16 protein-coding genes and 1 pseudogene are annotated in these 18,518 nt (G+C 69.7%); 5 read left to right on the forward strand and 12 right to left on the reverse strand.

Annotation, left to right across the window (positions count from 1 at the left end):
- Window positions 1–25: 25 nt before the first annotated feature.
- The 10 genes and pseudogenes from RBS12_RS12255 to RBS12_RS12300 all read right to left on the reverse strand — a co-directional run bounded on the left by RBS12_RS12255 (window position 26) and on the right by RBS12_RS12300 (window position 8,307).
- Window positions 26–439, reverse strand: a complete 414-nt coding sequence (locus tag RBS12_RS12255) for a hypothetical protein (protein WP_307966394.1) — start codon at window positions 437–439, stop codon at window positions 26–28.
- A gap of 509 nt (window positions 440–948) precedes the next feature.
- Window positions 949–1,692, reverse strand: a complete 744-nt coding sequence (locus RBS12_RS12260) for a hypothetical protein (protein ID WP_307966395.1) — start codon at window positions 1,690–1,692, stop codon at window positions 949–951.
- A gap of 253 nt (window positions 1,693–1,945) precedes the next feature.
- Window positions 1,946–2,380: a thioesterase family protein gene (locus RBS12_RS12265; protein WP_307966521.1), complete on the reverse strand. Its 435-nt coding sequence runs from the start codon at window positions 2,378–2,380 to the stop codon at window positions 1,946–1,948.
- A gap of 373 nt (window positions 2,381–2,753) precedes the next feature.
- Entirely contained in the window at window positions 2,754–3,740 is a 987-nt protein-coding gene (locus RBS12_RS12270; RefSeq protein ID WP_307966396.1) for an urease accessory protein UreD, read from the reverse strand.
- A 47-nt stretch (window positions 3,741–3,787) separates the two neighbouring features.
- A complete protein-coding gene (gene ureG, locus RBS12_RS12275) occupies window positions 3,788–4,402 on the reverse strand; it encodes an urease accessory protein UreG (protein WP_307966397.1) in 615 nt (204 codons plus the stop codon).
- Between the two features lie 10 nt (window positions 4,403–4,412).
- A complete protein-coding gene (locus tag RBS12_RS12280) occupies window positions 4,413–5,117 on the reverse strand; it encodes an urease accessory protein UreF (protein ID WP_307966398.1) in 705 nt (234 codons plus the stop codon).
- A 65-nt stretch (window positions 5,118–5,182) separates the two neighbouring features.
- The gene (ureE, locus tag RBS12_RS12285; RefSeq protein WP_307966399.1) at window positions 5,183–5,692 is read right to left on the reverse strand and encodes an urease accessory protein UreE; all 510 of its coding nucleotides are present in this window, start codon (window positions 5,690–5,692) and stop codon (window positions 5,183–5,185) included.
- Window positions 5,693–5,706: 14 nt separating this feature from the next.
- Window positions 5,707–7,446 carry an urease subunit alpha gene (gene ureC, locus RBS12_RS12290; protein ID WP_307966522.1) on the reverse strand — a complete coding sequence of 580 codons (1,740 nt, stop codon included), beginning with the start codon at window positions 7,444–7,446 and terminating at the stop codon, window positions 5,707–5,709.
- A 150-nt stretch (window positions 7,447–7,596) separates the two neighbouring features.
- Window positions 7,597–7,995: pseudogene (locus RBS12_RS12295) on the reverse strand (urease subunit beta); the annotation flags it as partial.
- 9 nt (window positions 7,996–8,004) lie between these two features.
- Window positions 8,005–8,307: an urease subunit gamma gene (locus RBS12_RS12300; RefSeq protein WP_307966400.1), complete on the reverse strand. Its 303-nt coding sequence runs from the start codon at window positions 8,305–8,307 to the stop codon at window positions 8,005–8,007.
- Window positions 8,308–8,488: 181 nt separating this feature from the next.
- On the opposite strand from RBS12_RS12300, the gene RBS12_RS12305 reads away from it, so the two are divergent.
- The 5 genes from RBS12_RS12305 to RBS12_RS12325 are packed head-to-tail and all read left to right on the forward strand — an operon-like array spanning window position 8,489 to window position 14,285.
- The gene (locus RBS12_RS12305) at window positions 8,489–10,039 is read left to right on the forward strand and encodes a sodium:solute symporter family protein (RefSeq protein ID WP_307966401.1); all 1,551 of its coding nucleotides are present in this window, start codon (window positions 8,489–8,491) and stop codon (window positions 10,037–10,039) included.
- Window positions 10,036–11,361, forward strand: a complete 1,326-nt coding sequence (locus tag RBS12_RS12310) for an AGE family epimerase/isomerase (protein WP_307966402.1) — start codon at window positions 10,036–10,038, stop codon at window positions 11,359–11,361. The genes RBS12_RS12305 and RBS12_RS12310 overlap by 4 nt, the downstream gene beginning before the upstream one ends.
- Window positions 11,362–11,387: 26 nt before the next feature.
- Entirely contained in the window at window positions 11,388–12,110 is a 723-nt protein-coding gene (locus tag RBS12_RS12315; RefSeq protein WP_307966403.1) for a 6-phosphogluconolactonase, read from the forward strand.
- Window positions 12,107–13,258 (forward strand): amidohydrolase family protein, encoded by a 1,152-nt coding sequence (locus RBS12_RS12320; protein ID WP_307966404.1) that lies wholly within the window; start codon window positions 12,107–12,109, stop codon window positions 13,256–13,258. Before RBS12_RS12315 ends, RBS12_RS12320 begins: the two co-directional genes overlap by 4 nt.
- A 31-nt stretch (window positions 13,259–13,289) precedes the next feature.
- Window positions 13,290–14,285: a LacI family DNA-binding transcriptional regulator gene (locus RBS12_RS12325; RefSeq protein WP_307966405.1), complete on the forward strand. Its 996-nt coding sequence runs from the start codon at window positions 13,290–13,292 to the stop codon at window positions 14,283–14,285.
- A 92-nt stretch (window positions 14,286–14,377) separates the two neighbouring features.
- Here RBS12_RS12325 and RBS12_RS12330 read toward each other — a convergent pair whose 3' ends face one another.
- On the reverse strand, window positions 14,378–16,498 hold the full coding sequence (locus RBS12_RS12330; protein ID WP_373886516.1) for an ABC transporter ATP-binding protein: 2,121 nt from the start codon (window positions 16,496–16,498) through the stop codon (window positions 14,378–14,380).
- Window positions 16,495–18,270 (reverse strand): ABC transporter ATP-binding protein, encoded by a 1,776-nt coding sequence (locus RBS12_RS12335; protein WP_307966406.1) that lies wholly within the window; start codon window positions 18,268–18,270, stop codon window positions 16,495–16,497. The genes RBS12_RS12330 and RBS12_RS12335 overlap by 4 nt, the downstream gene beginning before the upstream one ends.
- Window positions 18,271–18,518 lie beyond the last annotated feature (248 nt).

The following is an 18,518-nucleotide window of genomic DNA, read 5'->3' on the forward strand; positions in this document are numbered from 1 at the left end:
CCTGGGAGAAATCGGGAGAGCCGCCTCATGTGCATTGACCGCAGCGGAAGGTCACGAGCACGATCTGGCCGTCGGGGTCGAGGTAGTTGCACGAGAAGGCGACGACGGTGCACGGCTGGTTGCCGAAGGTGAACGCCTTCGATTTGTCGACGACCTGCCGGCTCTCGAGGGAGCACTGGGTGACGCGCCCCTGGCGATCAGTGACAGACGCGGCCTGCCCCACTGCCCATCCGGCGAAGCTCAGCCGGTTGAAGGGGAAGGTCTCGTCGTTGCAGAGAGGGACGCCCGCGTGGCACGTGTGCCCGGCGATGACCGCGGGGCGCACGCCGGCGTTCCCACCCGTGTCGACGAGCCAATGCCCGACGGGATCGAAATGACGCGAGTCGAGCGGGGGGTCGACTGGCTCCTTCGGATCCCAATCCATGGGAACGACGTCCACGGAGAGCCCAGCCGCCGGCCATGAGAAGCCAACGGGAGGGCCGGCAGGCGAGCCGGGCACAGCTGGGGGTGCCGTGGGCAAGGAGGTTCTGCCGGCCTGCGGCGACGCGGCGCTGGGGAGGGGGCGCGTCGCCGCAGGCCCGGCAGGCTGGGACGGGGAGGACGACGGCGGGGGCGTCGCCGCGAGGGGGTCGGAGGCGGCGGACCGCCCTGTGGCCTGCGCACCGGATGAGAGCTCTAGCCCGGTTCCGGCAAGGGCCAGAAGGCACGCACCAACCAGGACGGCCGAGCGGACGGCATCCGCGATGCCGCGCCTGGACCTGACCCTGCGCACCCCAATCCCCTTTCGCATTCCGGATTTCCGGAATTCCCCGTGGGATTAGTGCAGCAGCTATCTATTCGACGGTTCTAGATCCACCGAAAATGGACTTTCAATGTTCGCTCGGCGAGACCGCAGGCGAAATCCTCCCGACAATTCTTCGGGAGAACTCCACTTGTAAACTCCCCCGGTCAGGAGGTAGTCGCGGGTGCAGATCTCCGGACGAATTCCTTCGCGGCATCCTCGACGCTCAATCCGTCGCCCGGATCGCACAACGACATGAAAAGTCCGAGGGCAGCCGTTCCCAGGAGGGACGCCTCGTGTTCGGGGTCGAAGATGCGATCCTCCTGGCCAGCCAGAAGCCGGATTCCGAGGCCCTCGGCAAGTGCCTGCAAGATCATGGCGACGTGCTCCGAATTGATGCCCGGACGCATGCGCAGGGCGAATCGCTCGGTCACGCGCTCGTGGAGGTCGACGAGGGTGCGGCACATCGACTCGATGGCCTCATGGAGGACGTCGGCCGCCACGTCGTCATCCGCGGAGGCCGCAGCGAGCAGCTGAAGGCGGAACGCTGGAAGATCGACCATGAGCCGCATGCCGCGGTAGGCGACGGCATGGACGGCGCGCGCGAAGTCGTGACCGGGGGTCGTGAGTTCCTCGGCCCATTGCGCGATCGTCTGCTCGAAATGACGGTGCCGCACGGCGAGCGCATAGGAGATGAAGTCGGCAAGGAAGTCCTGCTGGCCGACCCAGCGGTCGCGGAACTTTGCCTCGGTCGGGACGAGCTCCGGCCACGTCTCCTGGGTGCGCCGCAGGACGCGTGGGCGCGAGAGGAAGGCGAGCGGGAGGGCGTCTTCATCCGCCGCGTCGAACGAGCCTCCCGTGTACCGCTCTTCGACGAGAGTGAGGGCAGATCCGAGAAATGCGCGCGTCAAATCCGAATTTGCAAGCCTTTGGCGAGTGGCTGAACGAATTCTGTTAAGTCGCGTTACAGTATTTGATAGGTCGAGATGAAATTCGTCACGGGAGCGCGCGTGCGCCGCCGTATCGACTGCATACCCCATGTGAGCCTCCCCATTGTTTTACCGAGACATTTGGAGGATACACAGACGACCTAATCATGACGCCATTCCGGGCACATTCTTTGAAGGATAGCTAACGCCAGAAATTCTATCCGAGAGCACGTTCTCAGCGCTCGAACAGGCCCTTCCCCACAAAAGGAGCAAGACGCCCGCGCTGTTCGGGCGTGAGGCGCAAAAGCCTGCCCGACGGCTCGTCGACAAAGGCCAGTGCCGTCGTCGCGCGGACACATTCGTGGCCGTCGACGGGATCGTGGATCACGTAGTCGAGAGTGAGGGCCGCCGCCTTGAGCCCGCTCACCCACACATCGACCTCGGCGGGGACGTTGCGGTAGTCGAGCGGCTTGAGGTAGCGGACCCGGTGCTCGACGACGAGGGCAAGGGTTCCGTCGGGAACGTCGGAGAAGAGGGGAACCGCCGGATCGATGCCTGAGGCTCCGGTGCCGCCAGGAGGGCCGAAGGCCGCGATGCGCGCTTCTTCGAGCATGCGCACGATCTGCACGTTGTTGATGTGCCCGTAGGCGTCCATGTCGCCCCATCGCATGGGGACCTGGACTCGCAGGCGATGGCCGCCGTCGTCCGTCTCCGCCGCTCGCGAGGCACCGGCCTGTTCCGCTGTCGTCATGCGGTCCGGTCTATCACACGGCGGGCCACCCGAGGCCCCGCCAACCGGGGTCGTGCCCGGAGCGCTAGGTGCTCCGCCGGCTCGCCACCCTCGGGGCCTCGGATTGGTCCTGGCGGCGGGACCCGAGCACGGTGCTCGGCCGCCCCGGCCGTTCGTTGCCTCTAGCCTACGGAGAGCACCTTGCGCGACGGTGTCGCCAGTGTTTAATCTGCGTTACTCGGCGGGGCCTCCGGGGCCCTGCGTGATCTACCGGGACGCGCTGGAGACGATCGATGCGGTCGCCCACCGGTGGTCAGAGCTTCCTGAGGTCGATCGGCGGGAGACCGTGCCACTCCGCGCGCATCCAGTCGAGCGCGGAGCGGAGGACTGCCTCCGCACCCTGGGTCGAATCCGCGAGCGCGCGGAGCGCGAACCCCGGCACAGCAAGGCGCGTGACCCCCACGAGCGGGCCCGCGGGAGGCGACGGACACCGCGCGGCGAGCAGCGCGCGGAGGGCGACGACGGCGCCGTCGTCCGCGCGCGGGTCGACGACGAGGAGCGAGCCGACGTGAGTTCGGCCGCCGAGCATGAGCGGGCCCGCCCCGCCCTCGCCGGGCCTGATCAGGAGGTTGTCCGCGACCGCAAGCCGCCCGCCCACCCGAACGCGGGTCACGAGCGAGACCTCGTCGAAGCGGAACGGCTCGCCGTCCGGGGACCATCCGTGGGTGACGACCTCGGCGAGCGCGAGCGACGCGTCCGGCGCCATGTCCACGAGCGTGTCCTGGCGGTAGCTCGCGTCGCGATAGGCGATGAGCGAGTCCGGCACAGACTCGAGCCGCGAGCGGGGGCCCAGCTCGAAGCGCTGCGTGGCCAGCGCGGGGCCCTGCGGGGTGCGGTAGACCTTTGTCGCGGATTGGGTCGTCAGGAGCGCCGACGCGCCCTCCTCGACCATGATCTCCGTCGCGTAGGCGTCGCCGCCGAGGTAGCCGCCACCGGGGTTGACGACCGTGAAAATCGGCTGGCCCGTGGCGTCCTCGTTCGGGCGGGCGGGCGGGGCATACGGGCGGGCGGGCGGGGCATAATAGGCGCGCAGCACGCGCAGAGACCCGACGTGGAACTGCTCGACGGCGGTGCTCCGCCCGCCCCGGCGCGCGATCCGGAGGCGAAGCTCGCCCGTCAGGGGAGGCGCCGCCGTCGTAGGCTCGCCCGGCTGCGCGTCGGGTCTCCCCGGCTGCTCGGCAGGTCTCCCCGGCTGCGCCGTCAGATCAGAAGGGTGCGCACCCGCCAGAGGTGACGGCACAAGATGAGGGGACCCGCCAGAGGTGACGGCGCAACCTGACAGCGCCGTCACGCGAGGTCCGTCATGAGCACGTCGCGGCGGATCCAGTCGAGGACGTACTCGAGCCCGTCGTCCGTCTTGAGGTTCGTGAAGCAGAACGGCCGCTCGCCGCGGAACGCCTTCGAATCACGTTCCATGACGCCGAGATCGGCGCCGACGAACGGCGCGAGGTCCGTCTTGTTGATCACGAGCAGGTCCGACTTGATCATGCCCTGCCCGGCCTTGCGCGGAATCTTCTCGCCCTGCGCGACGTCGATGACGTAGATCGAGAAGTCCACGAGTTCGGGGCTGAAAGTCGCTGAGAGGTTGTCGCCGCCGGATTCGACGAAGATGAGCTCGAGGTCCGGGTGGCGCTCCTTGAGGTCCTCGATCGCGGCGGTGTTCATGGACGTGTCCTCGCGGATGGCCGTGTGCGGGCAGCCGCCGGTCTCGACCCCGACGATCCGGTCCTCGGGCAGCACCCCGTTGCGCGCGAGGATCTTTGCGTCCTCGATCGTGTAGATGTCGTTCGTGATGGCGGCCATGGAGAGCTCGCCGATGAGCGCGCGCGTCACGCGCTCCACGAGTTGGGTCTTGCCGGCACCGACGGGTCCGCCGATGCCGATGATCACGGGGTCAGTCACGGGGAGCCTCCTAGCTCATGAACATGCGCGCACGCTGGTGCTCGTGCCGCATCTGGTGGATTTCGAGGGCGGGCGCGGCGGCGCCGAAGGTCCGCTGGTCCGCGGCACGGGAGCGGTCGACGGCGGCGGGCACCTTCGCGCGCAGGGCGGCGAGGACGCGCTGGCCAGCTAGCTGTCCGAGGGGGATCGCGCGAACCGCGTTGTAGGCGAGCGACGTGAGCGTCGAGTAGAGATAGGCGCCGACGAGCGTCTCCTCGTCGAGGCCCTGGCCGGCGCCCGCGAGCGCAAAGGCGATCGCGTAGTGGCCCGCGCAGGCGCCGCCCGCCGTCGCCCGCGTGTACGCCTCGACACGCTCGGACGGGAACGAATCCCGCGCGATCTCGAGGAGTCGACGGCCCATCTTGAGGCTCGCGCCGCGGATCTGGGCCGGGACGAGAAGGGCCGTGAGCTCGGCGTCGAGTTCGACCAGCTCAGCTGCGGTCTCGGCGCGGCACGCCCGGCGGATGGCGACGGCGTCGGTGTGCGTGAGCTGGGTCGCGAGGAAGCCCTCGAGCCACGCGAGGAGCGTCGCCTCGTCGTCGACCTCCCCGGTCTCGAGATATGCCTCGAGACCGAACGAGTGGCTGAACGCCCCGGTGGGCAGGGCGGAGTCGGCGAGCTGGAGAAGTACGGTGAGGGCGGGCGGGGAAGACGCAGCGAGGGCGGGCGGGGACATAGACGCAGCGAGGGCGGGCGGGGACATAGACGCAGCGAGGGCGGGCAGGGACATAGACGGAGCCATCAGTGCGTGTGTTCGGCGTGGCGGAACGGCACGGCCATGACGCGCTCCTCGCGCGTGTACGGGACGCCGTGCCGGTCGAGGAAGTCCCGCACGGTGTGGTCGTACTGGCACACCATGACGTCCTGACCGGCCGCGCGGCCGAACTCGCTCTCTGCGCCGAAGAACTGGGCCTGGAGATGCCGGTTCCCGAGCGAGTGCGCCGTAAAGAGCGCCTCGCCGACCGTGCGGGGGGCGATGACGAGGACGTCCGTGGCCTCGACGGAGACGACGATGAGGTTGCCGCGCGTCGTCCCTTCGGGAGGTTGGGCGGCGAGGATGTCCCCGTCGCGCAGGTCCGCCGCTCCGGGCGAGAGCCGGATGCCGATCTCCGTCCCGTGGTCGGTGCGGACCCGCTGGATGCGCTTTGCGAGGTCCGCGCTCGGCAGGACGACCCGCTCGCGATGGTGACCTTCGTACGCGCCGGCGGCGTCGGCGTCGTGCAGGTTGCCGAGGATTTCGGTGACGATCATGGGGCTCCCCAGACTCAGAACAAGAAGTAACGCTGCGTGAGCGGCAGGGTCTCGACGGGCTCGCACGTGGCCAGTTCGCCGTCGACCGTGACCTCGTAGGTCTCGGGGTCGACCTCGAGGTGGGGCGTCTCGCCGTTGAACGGAAGATCCGCCTTCCGGAGGGAGCGAATCCCACCGACCGCACGGATCTGCTTGCGGAGGCCGAGTCGCTCGGGCACGCCGGCCTCGATTGCAGCCTTCGACAGGAACGTGATCGACGAGCTCTCGACGCTTCGCCCGTACGCGGCCCAGGCCATACGCAGGGTCTGCGGCTGCGGCGTCGGGATGGACGCGTTGGGGTCGCCCATGACGGAGTTCGCGATCGTGCCGCCCTTGACGACGAGGTCCGGCTTGGCGCCGAAGAACGCCGGATCCCACAGCACGAGGTCGGCGAACTTGCCCACTTCGACCGAACCCACCGAGTCCGCGATGCCCTGCGCGATCGCGGGGTTGATCGTGTACTTCGCGACGTAGCGCTTGATGCGGAAGTTGTCCGCGGGGCCCGCGTCCGCGCCGCCACGGGCCGACGGCGCGAGCGCCCCCCGCTGCGCCTTCATCTTGTCGGCGAGCTGCCACGTGCGGGTGATGACCTCGCCGATGCGCCCCATGGCCTGCGAGTCGCTCGACATGATCGAGAAGACGCCGAGGTCGTGGAGCACGTCCTCCGCCGCGATCGTCTCGGGGCGGATGCGCGAATCGGCGAACGCGACGTCCTCGGGGATCTGCGGACTCAGGTGGTGGCACACCATGAGCATGTCGAGGTGTTCCTCGGCCGTATTCCGCGTGAACGGGTTGGTGGGGTTGGTCGAGGACGGCAGGACGTTCGGCTGGCCCGCGATCGCGATGATGTCCGGCGCGTGGCCGCCGCCTGCGCCCTCGGTGTGGAACGTGTGGATCACGCGGCCGCCGATTGCGGCGATCGTGTCCTCGAGGAAGCCGCACTCGTTGAGCGTGTCCGTGTGGATCGCGATCTGCACGTCGTACTCGTCCGCGACGCGCAGCGAGGTGTCGATCGAGGAGTGCGTCGCGCCCCAGTCCTCGTGGATCTTGAGGCCGATCGCGCCCGCTTCGATCTGCTCGGCGAGCGGCTCCGTGCGGCTCGCGTGGCCCTTGCCCAGGAAGCCGAAGTTCATCGGGAGCCCCTCGGCGGCCTCGAGCATGCGCGAGATGTGCCACGCGCCCGGGGTGACCGTCGTCGCCTTCGTCCCCTCGGCCGGGCCCGTGCCGCCGCCGATCATCGTCGTGATGCCGGACGCGAGCGCCGTCGGCACCTGTTCGGGCGAGATGAAGTGGATATGCGTATCGATGCCGCCCGCCGTGAGGATCTTCCGCTCCCCCGCGATGATCTCGGTCGACGCGCCGACCACGATGTCCACGCCGTCCTGCACGAGCGGGTTGCCTGCCTTGCCGATGGCGAAGATGTGCCCGTCGCGGAGCGCGACATCCGCCTTGTAGATGCCCGTGTAGTCGACGATGAGCGCATTCGTGATGACGGTGTCGGGGACCTCAGGCCCCTCGCCGCCAGAGTCGCCGCTGCGCGTGACCCGCCCGTTCTGGCCCATCCCGTCGCGCAGCACCTTGCCGCCGCCGAAGACCACTTCCTCGCCATACGTCGTGAGGTCGCGCTCGACCTCGGCGAAGAGGCCCGTGTCCCCGAGGCGCACGCGATCGCCCGTCGTCGGGCCGTAGAGCTGGGCGTACTGGGCCCGCGGGATCGCGCGGTTCGGCAGCGGCTCGCGGCTTCCGGCCGGACCAGCGGACGACGGCGGGACGTCGCCTCCCGGGGCGACCTCGGCGCCACCCGCGGTGACCTCGGCGCCACCCGGGGCGACCTCGGCGCCACCCGCGGTGACCTCGGCGCCACCCGCGGTGACCTCGGCGCCACCCGGGGCGACCTCGGCGCCACCCGCGGTGACCTCGGCGAGAGTGTCGAGCGGCCCGTCGGTGAGGTTCCGCAGCCCGTACACCTCGCGCGCGCCCCCGAGCGGGACGAGACGAACCGTCTTTCGATCGCCGGGCTCGAAGCGCACCGCAGTGCCCGCGGGGATGTCGAGGCGTCGGCCCCGTGCGGCGTCGCGGTCAAAGTCGAGCGCCTTGTTCGCCTCGGCGAAGTGGTAGTGGGAGCCGACCTGGACGGGACGATCGCCCGTGTTCGTGACGTCGAGCTCGGTCACGGGTCGGCCCGCGTTGAGCACGATCTCGCCTGCGGCGGGGATGGTCTGGCCCGGAACGAAAGCGGGGACCGGCAGGTTCTGGTCTTCCATCGCGGACTCCTAGCGGATCGGCTCGTGGACGGTCACGAGCTTCGTGCCGTCGGGGAACGTGGCTTCGATCTGGACGTCGTGGATCATCTCCGGCACGCCCTCCATGACATCGTCGCGGGAGAGGATCGTCGTGCCCCAGCCCATGAGCTCGGCGACCGAGCGGCCGTCGCGGGCACCCTCGATGAGCTCGTAGCTGATGATCGCGACCGCCTCGGGGTAGTTGAGCTTGAGCCCGCGCGCCTGCCGCCTCCTCGCGAGATCGGCGGCGACGACGATCATGAGCTTCTCCTGTTCGCGCGGGCTGAGCCTCATGCCTTCTCCTCACGTAGGGACGACGTCATTGGCGATGCTAGGCGGCTCATGTTACCCGCGTGTTTCTGGGAAACCCGCGGGAAGGGCCGGACTGCCAAAGAGACTCTTGGCATGCACACGTTTGCATGCCAGCATTTTCGCTATTCCCAGTCTTTGGACTGCGCACTCGAAGGAGAGATCTATGCACGTGCTCGACTGGCTCGTCCTGGGCGCCTACTTCCTCGTCATGGTGTGGATCGGCTGGTTCGCCAAGAGGCGGGTCAAGAACGCGGCCGACTTCTTCACGGCCGGCGGGAAGATGCCGTGGTGGCTGTCCGGCATCTCGCACCACATGTCGGGGTATTCGGCCGCGGTCTTCGTCGGCTACGCCGCCCTCTGCTACACGACCGGATTCGCGGTCTACGTGTGGTGGGCCATCAGCATTACCCTCGCCTGCCTCGTCGGTTCGTGGCTCTTCGCGCCGCGCTGGGCCCGGCTGCGGCAGCGGCTCAACGTCATCTCACCGCTCGAATACCTCTCGATCCGGTACGGCCTGCCCGCGCAGCAGGTCCTGGCCTGGTCCGGGACGGCGCTCAAGATCTTCGACGTCGCCGCGAAGTGGGCCGCGAGCGCCATCCTGCTGAACGCGTTCGCGGGCGTCCCGCTGCTCTGGGGCGTCATGATCGTGGGCGGGGTGACGCTGATTTACTCGACGATCGGCGGACTGTGGGCCGACGCCCTGACCGACTTCGGGCAGTTCGCGATCCAGCTCGTGGCCGGGATCGCGCTGCTCGTGGCGACGATCGCGAAGCTCGGCGGCGTCTCCTCGATCGTCGACGTGTGGGGCAAGCTCCCGGCGTCGCACTCGTCGCCGTTCGCGGGGAACCTCACCGTGGGCTTCTTCCTCGCCTACTGCCTCATCAACACGGTCTCGTACAACGGCGGGACGTGGAACCTCGCGCAGCGCTTCATCTCCGCGCCCACGGGCTCGGCGGCGCGGCGCTCGATCCTGCTCTCTGCGGGGCTGTACCTCGTGTGGCCGCTCGTCTTGTTCTTCCCGATGTGGGCCGCCCCGGTGCTCCTGCCGAACCTCGCCCACCCGGACGAGTCGTACGCGCTGCTCACGCAGAGCCTCCTGCCCGCCGGGCTCGTCGGGCTCGTCCTCGCCGGCCTGTTCTCGCACACGATGGCCATGACCTCGTCCGACGCGAACGCGATCGCCGCCGTCGTGACCCGCGACATCATCCCGGCGTTGCGAGGAAAGCGGGCCCCGCTATCGGGCCGCGTCGAACTGGCCGTGGGACGCCTCGCCACCTTCCTGTTCATCGGCCTGTCTATGGCCATCGCGCTCACGTCCGATTCGTTCGGCGGCGTCCTCGGCCTCCTCATCACGTGGTTCGGAGCGCTCGTGGGTCCCGTCGCGATCCCGATGCTCCTCGGAATGCTCAAGCCGTTCCGCCGGTGCGGCTCGGTCGCGGCGCTCGGCTCGTGGGCCGCGGGGCTCGTGGTCTTCGCGATCACCAAATACGTCCTCGCGGGCCAGATTGCGGCGCTCGGCGCCAACGGCGCGGCCGTGAGCGTCGCGGCGCCGATCCTCGCGTCCGTGCTCGTGTTCCTCGTCGCGGGACTCGTCGTCCCGCAGGGCATGCCAGCCTCGGACGCCCTCATCGCCTCGCTCGACGCCGACCTGCCCGAGGCGGAGGCGCGGCCCGGCGGCGCCGGCGAACCTGTCGGCACGGGGGCGCGCGCATGACGGTCGACGCGCGGGATCACCTTGAGAACGTCGTCCTGCCGTGGTGGGACCGAGAGGCGGCGGACGACGCGCGGGGCGGCGTCTTCACGTGCTTCGACAACCGCGGCCGTCTCCTCTCCCAGGACAAGCTCACGTGGTCGCAGGGGCGATGGGCGTGGCTCTGCGCCGAGCTCTCGCTCGACGCCGAGTCGGGCAACCTCTCCGTTGATCCTGAGCTGTGGGCGGCGCGCTCGAACGCGACGGCCGGCTTCGTCCGCAACCACGCGCTGCGGCCCGATGGAAGTACACGGTTCCGGGTCGCGGGCGACGGCGCGGCGCCGGCCGAGCCGGGGAACGCCGAGCCGCGGAGCGGCGAGCCGGGGAACGCCGAGCCGCGGAGCGGCGAGCCGGGGAACGCCGAGCCGCGGAGCGCCGAACGGATGAACGAAGAGAGCGTCTTCGCGGACCTCTTCGCGGCGCTCGGCCTCGCGGGGGCCGCGGGCCTCCCCGGCCCGGACGACGGTCACCGCGCGTCGCTGCGGGCTGACGCCGCGGCGATCCTCGCCTCCGCACACGCCCGGATCTCCGCTGGAACGGCCCAGACCGAGCCATATCCGGTTCCCGCGGGTTTCACGGACCTCGCCTCGCCGATGCTCCTTCTGCACGTGGCCTCGGAAGCTCAGCGCGCCGGCGTGGCCGGCGCGCGCGAGGTGGCTGCGGCGGCCCACGAACTCCTCGTCGGCCGCCGGGGCATGCTCGGCCCGGGCCGCTGGTGGGAGTACCGCCCCTCCGGCCTCGCGGACGAGGACACCCTGGTAGCCCGCCACGTGACCCCGGGCCACCTCCTCGAGCTCGCGTGGATGCTCGTGCACGCCGAACGAGTGGACCGTTCCCTCGCCGCGCCCGGCTGGCTGCCGGACCTCGCGCTAGCCGCCCTCGAATGCGGCTGGGACGCCGAGCACGGCGGCATGCTGCGGTACGCGGACCGCGCCGGTGGCCGGCCCGAGGGCCGTTCGCTCCCCGGTGACCGGTACGAAGCTCTGGTCCGCGAAACGTGGAGCACCAAGCTCTGGTGGGTCCACGTCGAGGCACTCTACGCAGCGCGGCTCTTCGCGGAAACGACGGGCGACCCACGCTTCGCGCGCTGGGCCGAGCGGCTCGCGGACTACACGTTCGCGACGTTCCCCGACCCCGAGGGCCGCGAGTGGATCCAGATCCGCGACCGGGCCGGAGGCCCCCTCGACGCCGTCGTGGCGCTCCCCGTCAAGGACCCGTTCCACATCGCCCGGGCCCTCCTGCTCCTCAACCGACTCGACGCCAACGCGTCAGCGACCCTTCGATGAACACAGAACCACCACTGAAAGAGACCATGCGCATTCATTCCTTCCCGACGCCCCTCGCCCTCGGACAGGCCTGCGGGGCCCAGGCAGCGAGCCTGCTCGCGGAGCGGCTCGACTCCCCCGGAACCGCGCGCGTCATGCTCGCCGCCGCACCGAGCCAGCAGCACACGCTCGAGGCGCTCCGCTCCGCCGATCTGGACTTCTCCCGCATCGAGTTCTTCCACATGGACGACTATCTGGGCCTCCCCCTCGCGGCGCCGCAGGCGTTTGGCAACTGGCTCGACCGCGTCCTGTTCTCCCATGTCACGCCCGCGGCGTTCCACCGTATCGACCCGAGCCGCGACCCCGAGGCGGAGGCCGCCCGCTACAGTTCAGTCATGGGCTCCGACGACTTCGACGTGACCCTCTGCGGCCTCGGCGTCAACGGCCACCTCGCGTTCAACGATCCGCCCGCCGATCTCGACGACCCGCTGGCCGCCCGGCCGGTCCGGATGGACGAGGCCTCGCGCCGCCAGCAGCTCGACGAGGGCCATTTCCCGACGCTCGAGGACGTCCCGACGGACGCGATCACCGTGACGATTCCCCGACTCCTTCGCGCGCGCCACGTGCTCGTCTCCGTGCCCGGCGCCGCCAAGCGCCAGGCCGTCCAGGACACGCTCACCGAACCGGTCTCGGGGGCGCACCCCGGCACGGCGCTCCGGAACCACCCCGAGGTCGATCTCTACCTCGACGCCGAATCGGACCCTCGATGACGGCACCCGCCCGCGGAGCCGTGCGGGGCCGCGACCTCGCGACGGGCGGCCTCCTCGAGATCGAGCACGACGGCGGGGTCATCAGTTCCGTGCGCCGGCTCGGCTCGGGCGCGTCCGACGTCCCGTTCCTCGCGCCGGGCTTCGTGGACCTCCAGGTCAACGGCTTCGCAGGCCACGACGTCAATGGACCAGACTCGTCCGCCGAAGAGGTCGCCGCCATCACGGCGGCCCTCGCCCGCACGGGTGTCACGACGTGGCTCCCCACGATCATCACGGCGAGCGAAGAGCAGATCGTGCACAGCCTTCGGGCCGTCGCGGAGGCCCGCGCGGCCGACCCGACTGTGGCGGCCGCGATCCCCGGGGTCCACGTCGAGGGGCCGTTCATCTCCGAGGTCGAGGGGGCTCGCGGGGTCCACGACCCGGCGCAGATCAGGCCGCTCGATCCCGCCGAGGTCCGGCGCTGGGAGACGCCCGGCGCGCCGCTCGAGATCCTCACGGTCTCGCCCCACGGGCCGGACGCCCCCGAGCGGATCGCCGAGATCACGGCCCTCGGGATCTCGGTCGCGATCGGCCACACGCACGCCACGGCGGACGAGGTCCGCGCGGCGGCGGACGCTGGCGCGAGCCTCTCGACCCATCTCGGCAACGGCATGCCGAGCCTCATCCCGCGGCATCCCAACGCGATCTGGGCCCAGCTCGCCGACGATCGCCTCGCCGCGGGACTCATCGCCGATGGCCACCACCTCCCGGCGGACACGCTCACGTCGATGCTGCGCGCCAAGCCCTCGCAGGGCGCGTTCCTCGTCTCCGACGCGACCGCCCTCGCGGGCTGCGCTCCGGGGACGTACACCGCTCCGGTGGGCGGCGCCGTCGTCCTCGATGCGGACGGAAGGCTCTCGGCGGCGGGGACGGGCTATCTCGCGGGGGCCGCCCTGGGTCTTGCGGAGGGCGTCCGCCTGGCCGCGTTGGCCGCCGGGATCGGGCTCGCGGCCGCGGTCCGCCTCGCGACCATCAATCCCGCGCGCCAGCTTCGCCGGGCCCGCCCCGGGCTCGGGTCCCTCACCGTCGGCGCCCCGGCGGACTGTGTCCTCCTCGACGGGACGGGCCACGTCGTCGAGGTCGTACAGGGCGGGCGAACCGTCGCATGACTGCCGCGCTCGGAGCGGACCGGGGGCGCGCGTGAACCGCTACAAGGCCCCGACGATCGTCCAGCTCGCAAAGCTCCTCGGCGTCGCGCCGTCGACCGTGTCCCGGGCCTTCACGGACCCCGGCAAGCTCCTGCCCGAAACCGTGGACAGGGTGCGGCGCAAGGCGAGCGAGATCGGGTACGTGCCGAACAATCACGCGCGCGCTCTCATCACGGGCCGCTCGAGCATCGTCGGGCTCATCGTCCCGGACATCGCGAACCCGTTCTTCCCGCCGATCCTGCGTCAGGCCCAGCGCACCGCGGAGGAGCAGGGGCTCTCGCTCATCCTTGCGGACTCCGACGGCGATCCGGAGCGCGAGCTGCAGCTCGTCGGGAGGATGACGCCGCAGGTCGAGGGCCTCGTGCTGGCGGCGTCGCGCCTCCCGGAGAAGAGCCTCGTCACGATCGCGGAGCGGCTTCCCACCGTGCTGGTCAACCGCGACGTCGAGGGGATTCCGCGGGTTCTTGTGAGCGCCGACGAGGCCCTCGACTTGGCCGTCGCAACGTTTGTCCGCGATGGCCATCGGAGCCTCGCGTACGTGGGCGGGCCCCCGGAATCGTGGTCCAACGCGCAGCGGGCCAGCCGGGTCGAGCGGTCCGCGCGCGAGCACGGGCTCCCGATGGCACGCTTGGAGGCACCCGGCGGAACCTACTCCGAGGGCTTCGACGTGGCGCGCGCGGTGACCAGCGCGGGGGCGACCGCGGTCATCGCGTTCGACGACGTCATCGCCCACGGCCTCATTTCGGGCTTCCAGGCCGCGGGCCTGAGCGTGCCGCACGACGTAAGTGTGCTCGGCTGTGACGACACCCTCTCAACGACCACGTACCCGCCCCTCTCGAGCATTTCCCTCGACCTGCGGGGAGCCGGCCGCTTGGCTGTCGAGACGCTGCGGGCATCGGCTGGCCCTTCTGCCGCCGCGCCCGCGCGATTCGAGCTCGAGGGAAAGCTCGTGCTCCGGGGCTCGACCGGTCGAGCCCCGGAGCGGTAACCCGGCTTCTCGACGGGGACAACGCCCCGGCCCGCCGCGGACAATGCCGCGACGGGCCAGAGGGGATGGCTGCGGCGGACTGCCGCGGGGGCTCAGGCCTCCTGCGAACCGCCCACCGAGGCTCCGCCGCCGGGCCGAGCGCCAGCCGCCGCGGCGCCGGCCGTGGCCGCAGCGGCCTCGGCGTCGAGATCTTGGCCGCCCGCGAACTGGCTCATGTACAGGCGGTGGTACGCGCCGCGCCGGTCGAGCAGTTCATCGTGGTTGCCCTGCTCGACGATCCGGCCGTTCTCCATGACGAGGATCGTGTCCGCGTCGCGGATCGTCGAGAGGCGGTGCGCGATGACGAACGACGTGCGATCCGTCCGCAGCGCCCGCATGGCCTTCTGCACGAGCAGCTCGGTGCGGGTGTCCACGGACGACGTCGCCTCGTCGAGGATGAGCAGCGACGGGTTCGAGACGAAGGCGCGAGCGATCGTGATGAGCTGCTTCTCGCCCGCGGAGACGTTCGTGCCCTCCTCGTCGATGACCGTCTCGTAGCCGTCCGGAAGCGCGCGCACGAAGCGATCCACGTACGTCGCCTTCGCGGCCGCCATGACCTGCTCCTCGGTCGCGTCGAGGTTGCCGTAGCGGATGTTGTCGTAGATCGTGCCGCCGAAGAGCCACGCGTCCTGGAGGACCATCCCGACCTTGGACCGCAGCTCGGCCCGCGAGAGGTCGCGGATGTCCACGCCGTCGAGCGTGATCCGGCCCGACTGGATCTCGTAGAACCGCATGACGAGGTTCACGAGCGTCGTCTTGCCAGCTCCAGTCGGGCCGACGATCGCGACCGTGTGGCCGGGCTCGGCCGTGAGCGAGAGGTCCTCGATGAGCGGCTTGTCGTCGGAGTAGGAGAAGTACACGTTCTCGAACGTGACGTGCCCGTCCGTGACGTCCGGGAGGTGCTTCGTGGCCGTCTCCGGATCCTGCTCCTCCGCGTCGAGCAGCTCGAACGTGCGCTCGGCCGAGGCCACACCGGACTGGAGCATGTTCGCCATGCCCGCGATCTGGCCGAGCGGCTGCGTGAACTCACGCGAGTACTGGATGAACGCGGTCGCGTCGCCGAGGCTCATCTGCCCCGCCGCGACGCGGAGGCCGCCGATCACGGCGATCCCGACGTACGCGAGGTAGCTCACCCAGTTCATGATCGGGAAGATCATGCCCGAGACGAACTGGGCGCCGAACGAGGCCCGATACAGCTCCTCGTTCTTGCCGTCGAAGCGCGTGACCATATCTTCCTGCCGGCCGAAGACGGTCGCGAGCTCGTGGCCCGAGAACGACTCCTCGATCTGGCCGTTGAGCGCGCCCGTGTTCTTCCACTGCGCTTGGAAGAGCTTCTGGCTCCGCGCACCGATGACGCCCGCGACAACGCCCGAGAGCGGAAGCGCGATGAGGGCGATGAGGGCCAGCTGCCACGACACGATGAACATCATGACGACGATGCCGAGCACCTGGAGGAGCGACGACAGCAGCTGCGAGAAGGCCTGCTGGAGCGCCTGCTGGATGTTGTCGACGTCGTTCGTCACGCGCGAGAGCACGTCGCCGCGCTGGCGCGTGTCGAAATAGCCGAGCGGGAGCCGGTTGAGCTTCGCCTCGACCTCGCGGCGGAGGCCGGCGACGACCCGCATCACGAGCCGGTTGAGGATGTACCCCTGCGCCCACATGAAGATGCCCGCCACGAAGTACATGAGCAGGATCACGGCGATGAGGAACGTGAGCTCGTTGAAGTCGATGCCCTTGCCCGGCACGAGGTTCATGCCCGAGAGCATGTCCGCGAAGTTGCCCTGGCCCTGGGACCGGAGCCTTTCGATGACCTGTTCCTTCGAAACCCCTGCGGGCATCTGCTTGCCGATGACGCCCGCGAAGATGACGTCCATCGCCTTGCCGAGGATCTTCGGCGCGATGACCGTGAGGACCACGGAGACGGTGATGAAGACGACGACGATCCCCATCCTCCCCGCCTCCGGCTTGAGCAAGCCCATGAGACGCTTCGCGCTCGGGCCGAAGTTCTTGGCCTTCTTCGCGGGCATCGAGCCCCAGGCCCCGCCGTCGGCCTCGGTTGGGCGGTACTCCTCCTCTTCGACCTCGTCGTGGGGAGCGTGGCCTGCGGGGTTCTCGGCAGCGGTTCCAGCAGTCGCCGTCTTCGTGTTCTTGCCGTGCGTGTTGTCGGTGCTCATGCGATCTCCCCCACTTCCGTGCCGATCGTGCCCGCCACACTCTCGGCCTCTTCGGCCGAGATCTGCGACTGGACGATCTCCTGATAGGTCGGCGACGTCTCGAGCAGCTCGTCGTGCGTGCCGCGGTCCACGATGCGCCCGTTCTCGAGCACGAGGATCTGGTCGGCGTCGACGATGGTCGAGACGCGCTGGGCGACGATGATGACGGTCGCATCCGCCGTCCGGGGCCGGAGCGCGCGCCGGAGCTTCGCGTCCGTCGTGACGTCGAGCGCCGAGAACGAATCGTCGAAGAGATACACCTTCGGCTGGGCCACGAGCGCCCTCGCGATGCAGAGACGCTGGCGCTGGCCGCCCGAGACGTTCGTGCCGCCCTGCGCGATCCGCGAGCCGAGGCCGTGGGGCTTCTCACGGACGAAATCCGAAGCCTGGGCGACGTCGAGCGCCTCCCACAGTTCGTCGTCGGTCGCGTCCTGCCGCCCGAAGCGGAGGTTGTGCTCGACCGTTCCCGAGAACAGGTACGGGCGCTGCGGCACCATGCCCACTCGGGACGTGATCTCGTGGCGGTCGAGCTGCGCGACGGGCACGCCGTCGAGGAGCACCTCGCCGTCGGCCGTGTCGAAGAGCCGCGGGACGAGGTTGAGGAGCGTCGTCTTGCCGGAACCCGTCGCGCCGATGATCGCGAGGGTCTGGCCTGGGCGGGCCGTGAACGAGATGCCGCTGAGGACAGGCTTCTCGGCGCCCGGGTAGCAGAACGAGACATCCCGGAACTCGACGACGCCTTCCCGGCGCGCGGGCGTCACCGGGTTCTCCGGCTCGCGCATCGAGGGCTCGACGTCGAGGACCTCCCCGATGCGGTCGGCGCACACCATGGCGCGCGGGACCATCATGGCCATGAACGTGCCCATCATGACGGCCATGAGGATCTGCAGGAGGTACTGCATGAAGGCCGTGAGCGAGCCCACCTGCATGTCGCCCGAGTCGACGCGGTGCCCGCCGAAGAACAGGACGGCCGCCGTCGCGAGGTGCAGGAAGATCATGATGACCGGGAACATGAGGACGAAGATCGAGCCGACCCTGACCGAGACGTCCGTGAGGGCCTTGTTCGCCTCGCCGAAGCGCTCCTCCTCGTACGGCTCGCGCACGAACGCGCGCACCACCCGGATGCCGATGATCTGCTCGCGCAGAACGCCGTTGATGCCGTCGATCTTCGCCTGCATGCCGCGGAACAGCGGCATGAGCAGGTACACGAGATAGCCGACGACGGCGAACAGGAGCGGGACCGAGACCCACACGAGCCACGAGAGGCCAGCATCCTCGCGCAGCGCCATGATGATGCCGCCCACGCACATGATGGGCGTCGAGACCATGAAGTTGAGGCCCATGAGCAGGACCATCTGGACCTGCTGGACGTCGTTCGTCCCGCGGGTGATCAGGGTCGGCGCGCCGAAGCGCTGGACGTCCTGCGTCGAGAACGACGAGACCTTGCGGAAGACGCCGCGGCGCAAGTCGCGGCCGAACGCCATCGAGGTCTTCGAGCCGAAGTAGACGGCGAGGATCGCCGCGATCACCTGGGCGAAGGCGACGCCGAGCATCATGCCGCCTTGGCGCCAGATGTAGTCGGTATCGCCCTTCGCGACGCCTTGGTCGATGATCTGGGCGTTGAGGCTCGGGAGGTACAGAGTCGCGATGGTGGTCGCGAGCTGGAAGACCGCTACGGCCAGGATCCATGGCCAATAGCGGGCGCCGTAGCGCTTGAGCAGAGTGAACAGCATCGGTGTCCTTTGGGTCAGGCCCGAACTGGGCGACGCTCACCGGATCGCTCGTGGAGCAGACCGCTGGGCGGACTCCACGTGGGCAGGCTCGGTGGAGCAGACTCCAGCGTAGACCCGAGTTCTCGCCGGGGGGATCCTCCGCAGGGAGTAATCTGACAGGCTGCGGACAGGATGTGTCCGCAGCCTGTCAGAAGAGGCCCCAGCCTTCGCAAGCTCAGGCCGGATCCCTCGCCGGCGTGGCCCCAGTC

Source organism: Sinomonas sp. ASV322, assembly GCF_030908245.1.
Lineage (GTDB): Bacteria > Actinomycetota > Actinomycetes > Actinomycetales > Micrococcaceae > Sinomonas.

Excerpts from the sequence above, each read along its gene's own strand:
- RBS12_RS12265 (WP_307966521.1), bottom strand. The coding sequence starts at position 2,380 with ATGCGATGGGGCGACATGGACGCCTACGGGCACATCAACAACGTGCAG.
- RBS12_RS12280 (WP_307966398.1), bottom strand. The coding sequence starts at position 5,117 with ATGTCCCCGCCCGCCCTCGCTGCGTCTTCCCCGCCCGCCCTCACCGTA.
- ureE (WP_307966399.1), bottom strand. The coding sequence starts at position 5,692 with ATGATCGTCACCGAAATCCTCGGCAACCTGCACGACGCCGACGCCGCC.
- RBS12_RS12300 (WP_307966400.1), bottom strand. The coding sequence starts at position 8,307 with ATGAGGCTCAGCCCGCGCGAACAGGAGAAGCTCATGATCGTCGTCGCC.
- RBS12_RS12305 (WP_307966401.1), top strand. The coding sequence starts at position 8,489 with ATGCACGTGCTCGACTGGCTCGTCCTGGGCGCCTACTTCCTCGTCATG.
- RBS12_RS12310 (WP_307966402.1), top strand. The coding sequence starts at position 10,036 with ATGACGGTCGACGCGCGGGATCACCTTGAGAACGTCGTCCTGCCGTGG.
- RBS12_RS12315 (WP_307966403.1), top strand. The coding sequence starts at position 11,388 with ATGCGCATTCATTCCTTCCCGACGCCCCTCGCCCTCGGACAGGCCTGC.
- RBS12_RS12320 (WP_307966404.1), top strand. The coding sequence starts at position 12,107 with ATGACGGCACCCGCCCGCGGAGCCGTGCGGGGCCGCGACCTCGCGACG.
- RBS12_RS12330 (WP_373886516.1), bottom strand. The coding sequence starts at position 16,498 with ATGAGCACCGACAACACGCACGGCAAGAACACGAAGACGGCGACTGCT.
- RBS12_RS12335 (WP_307966406.1), bottom strand. The coding sequence starts at position 18,270 with ATGCTGTTCACTCTGCTCAAGCGCTACGGCGCCCGCTATTGGCCATGG.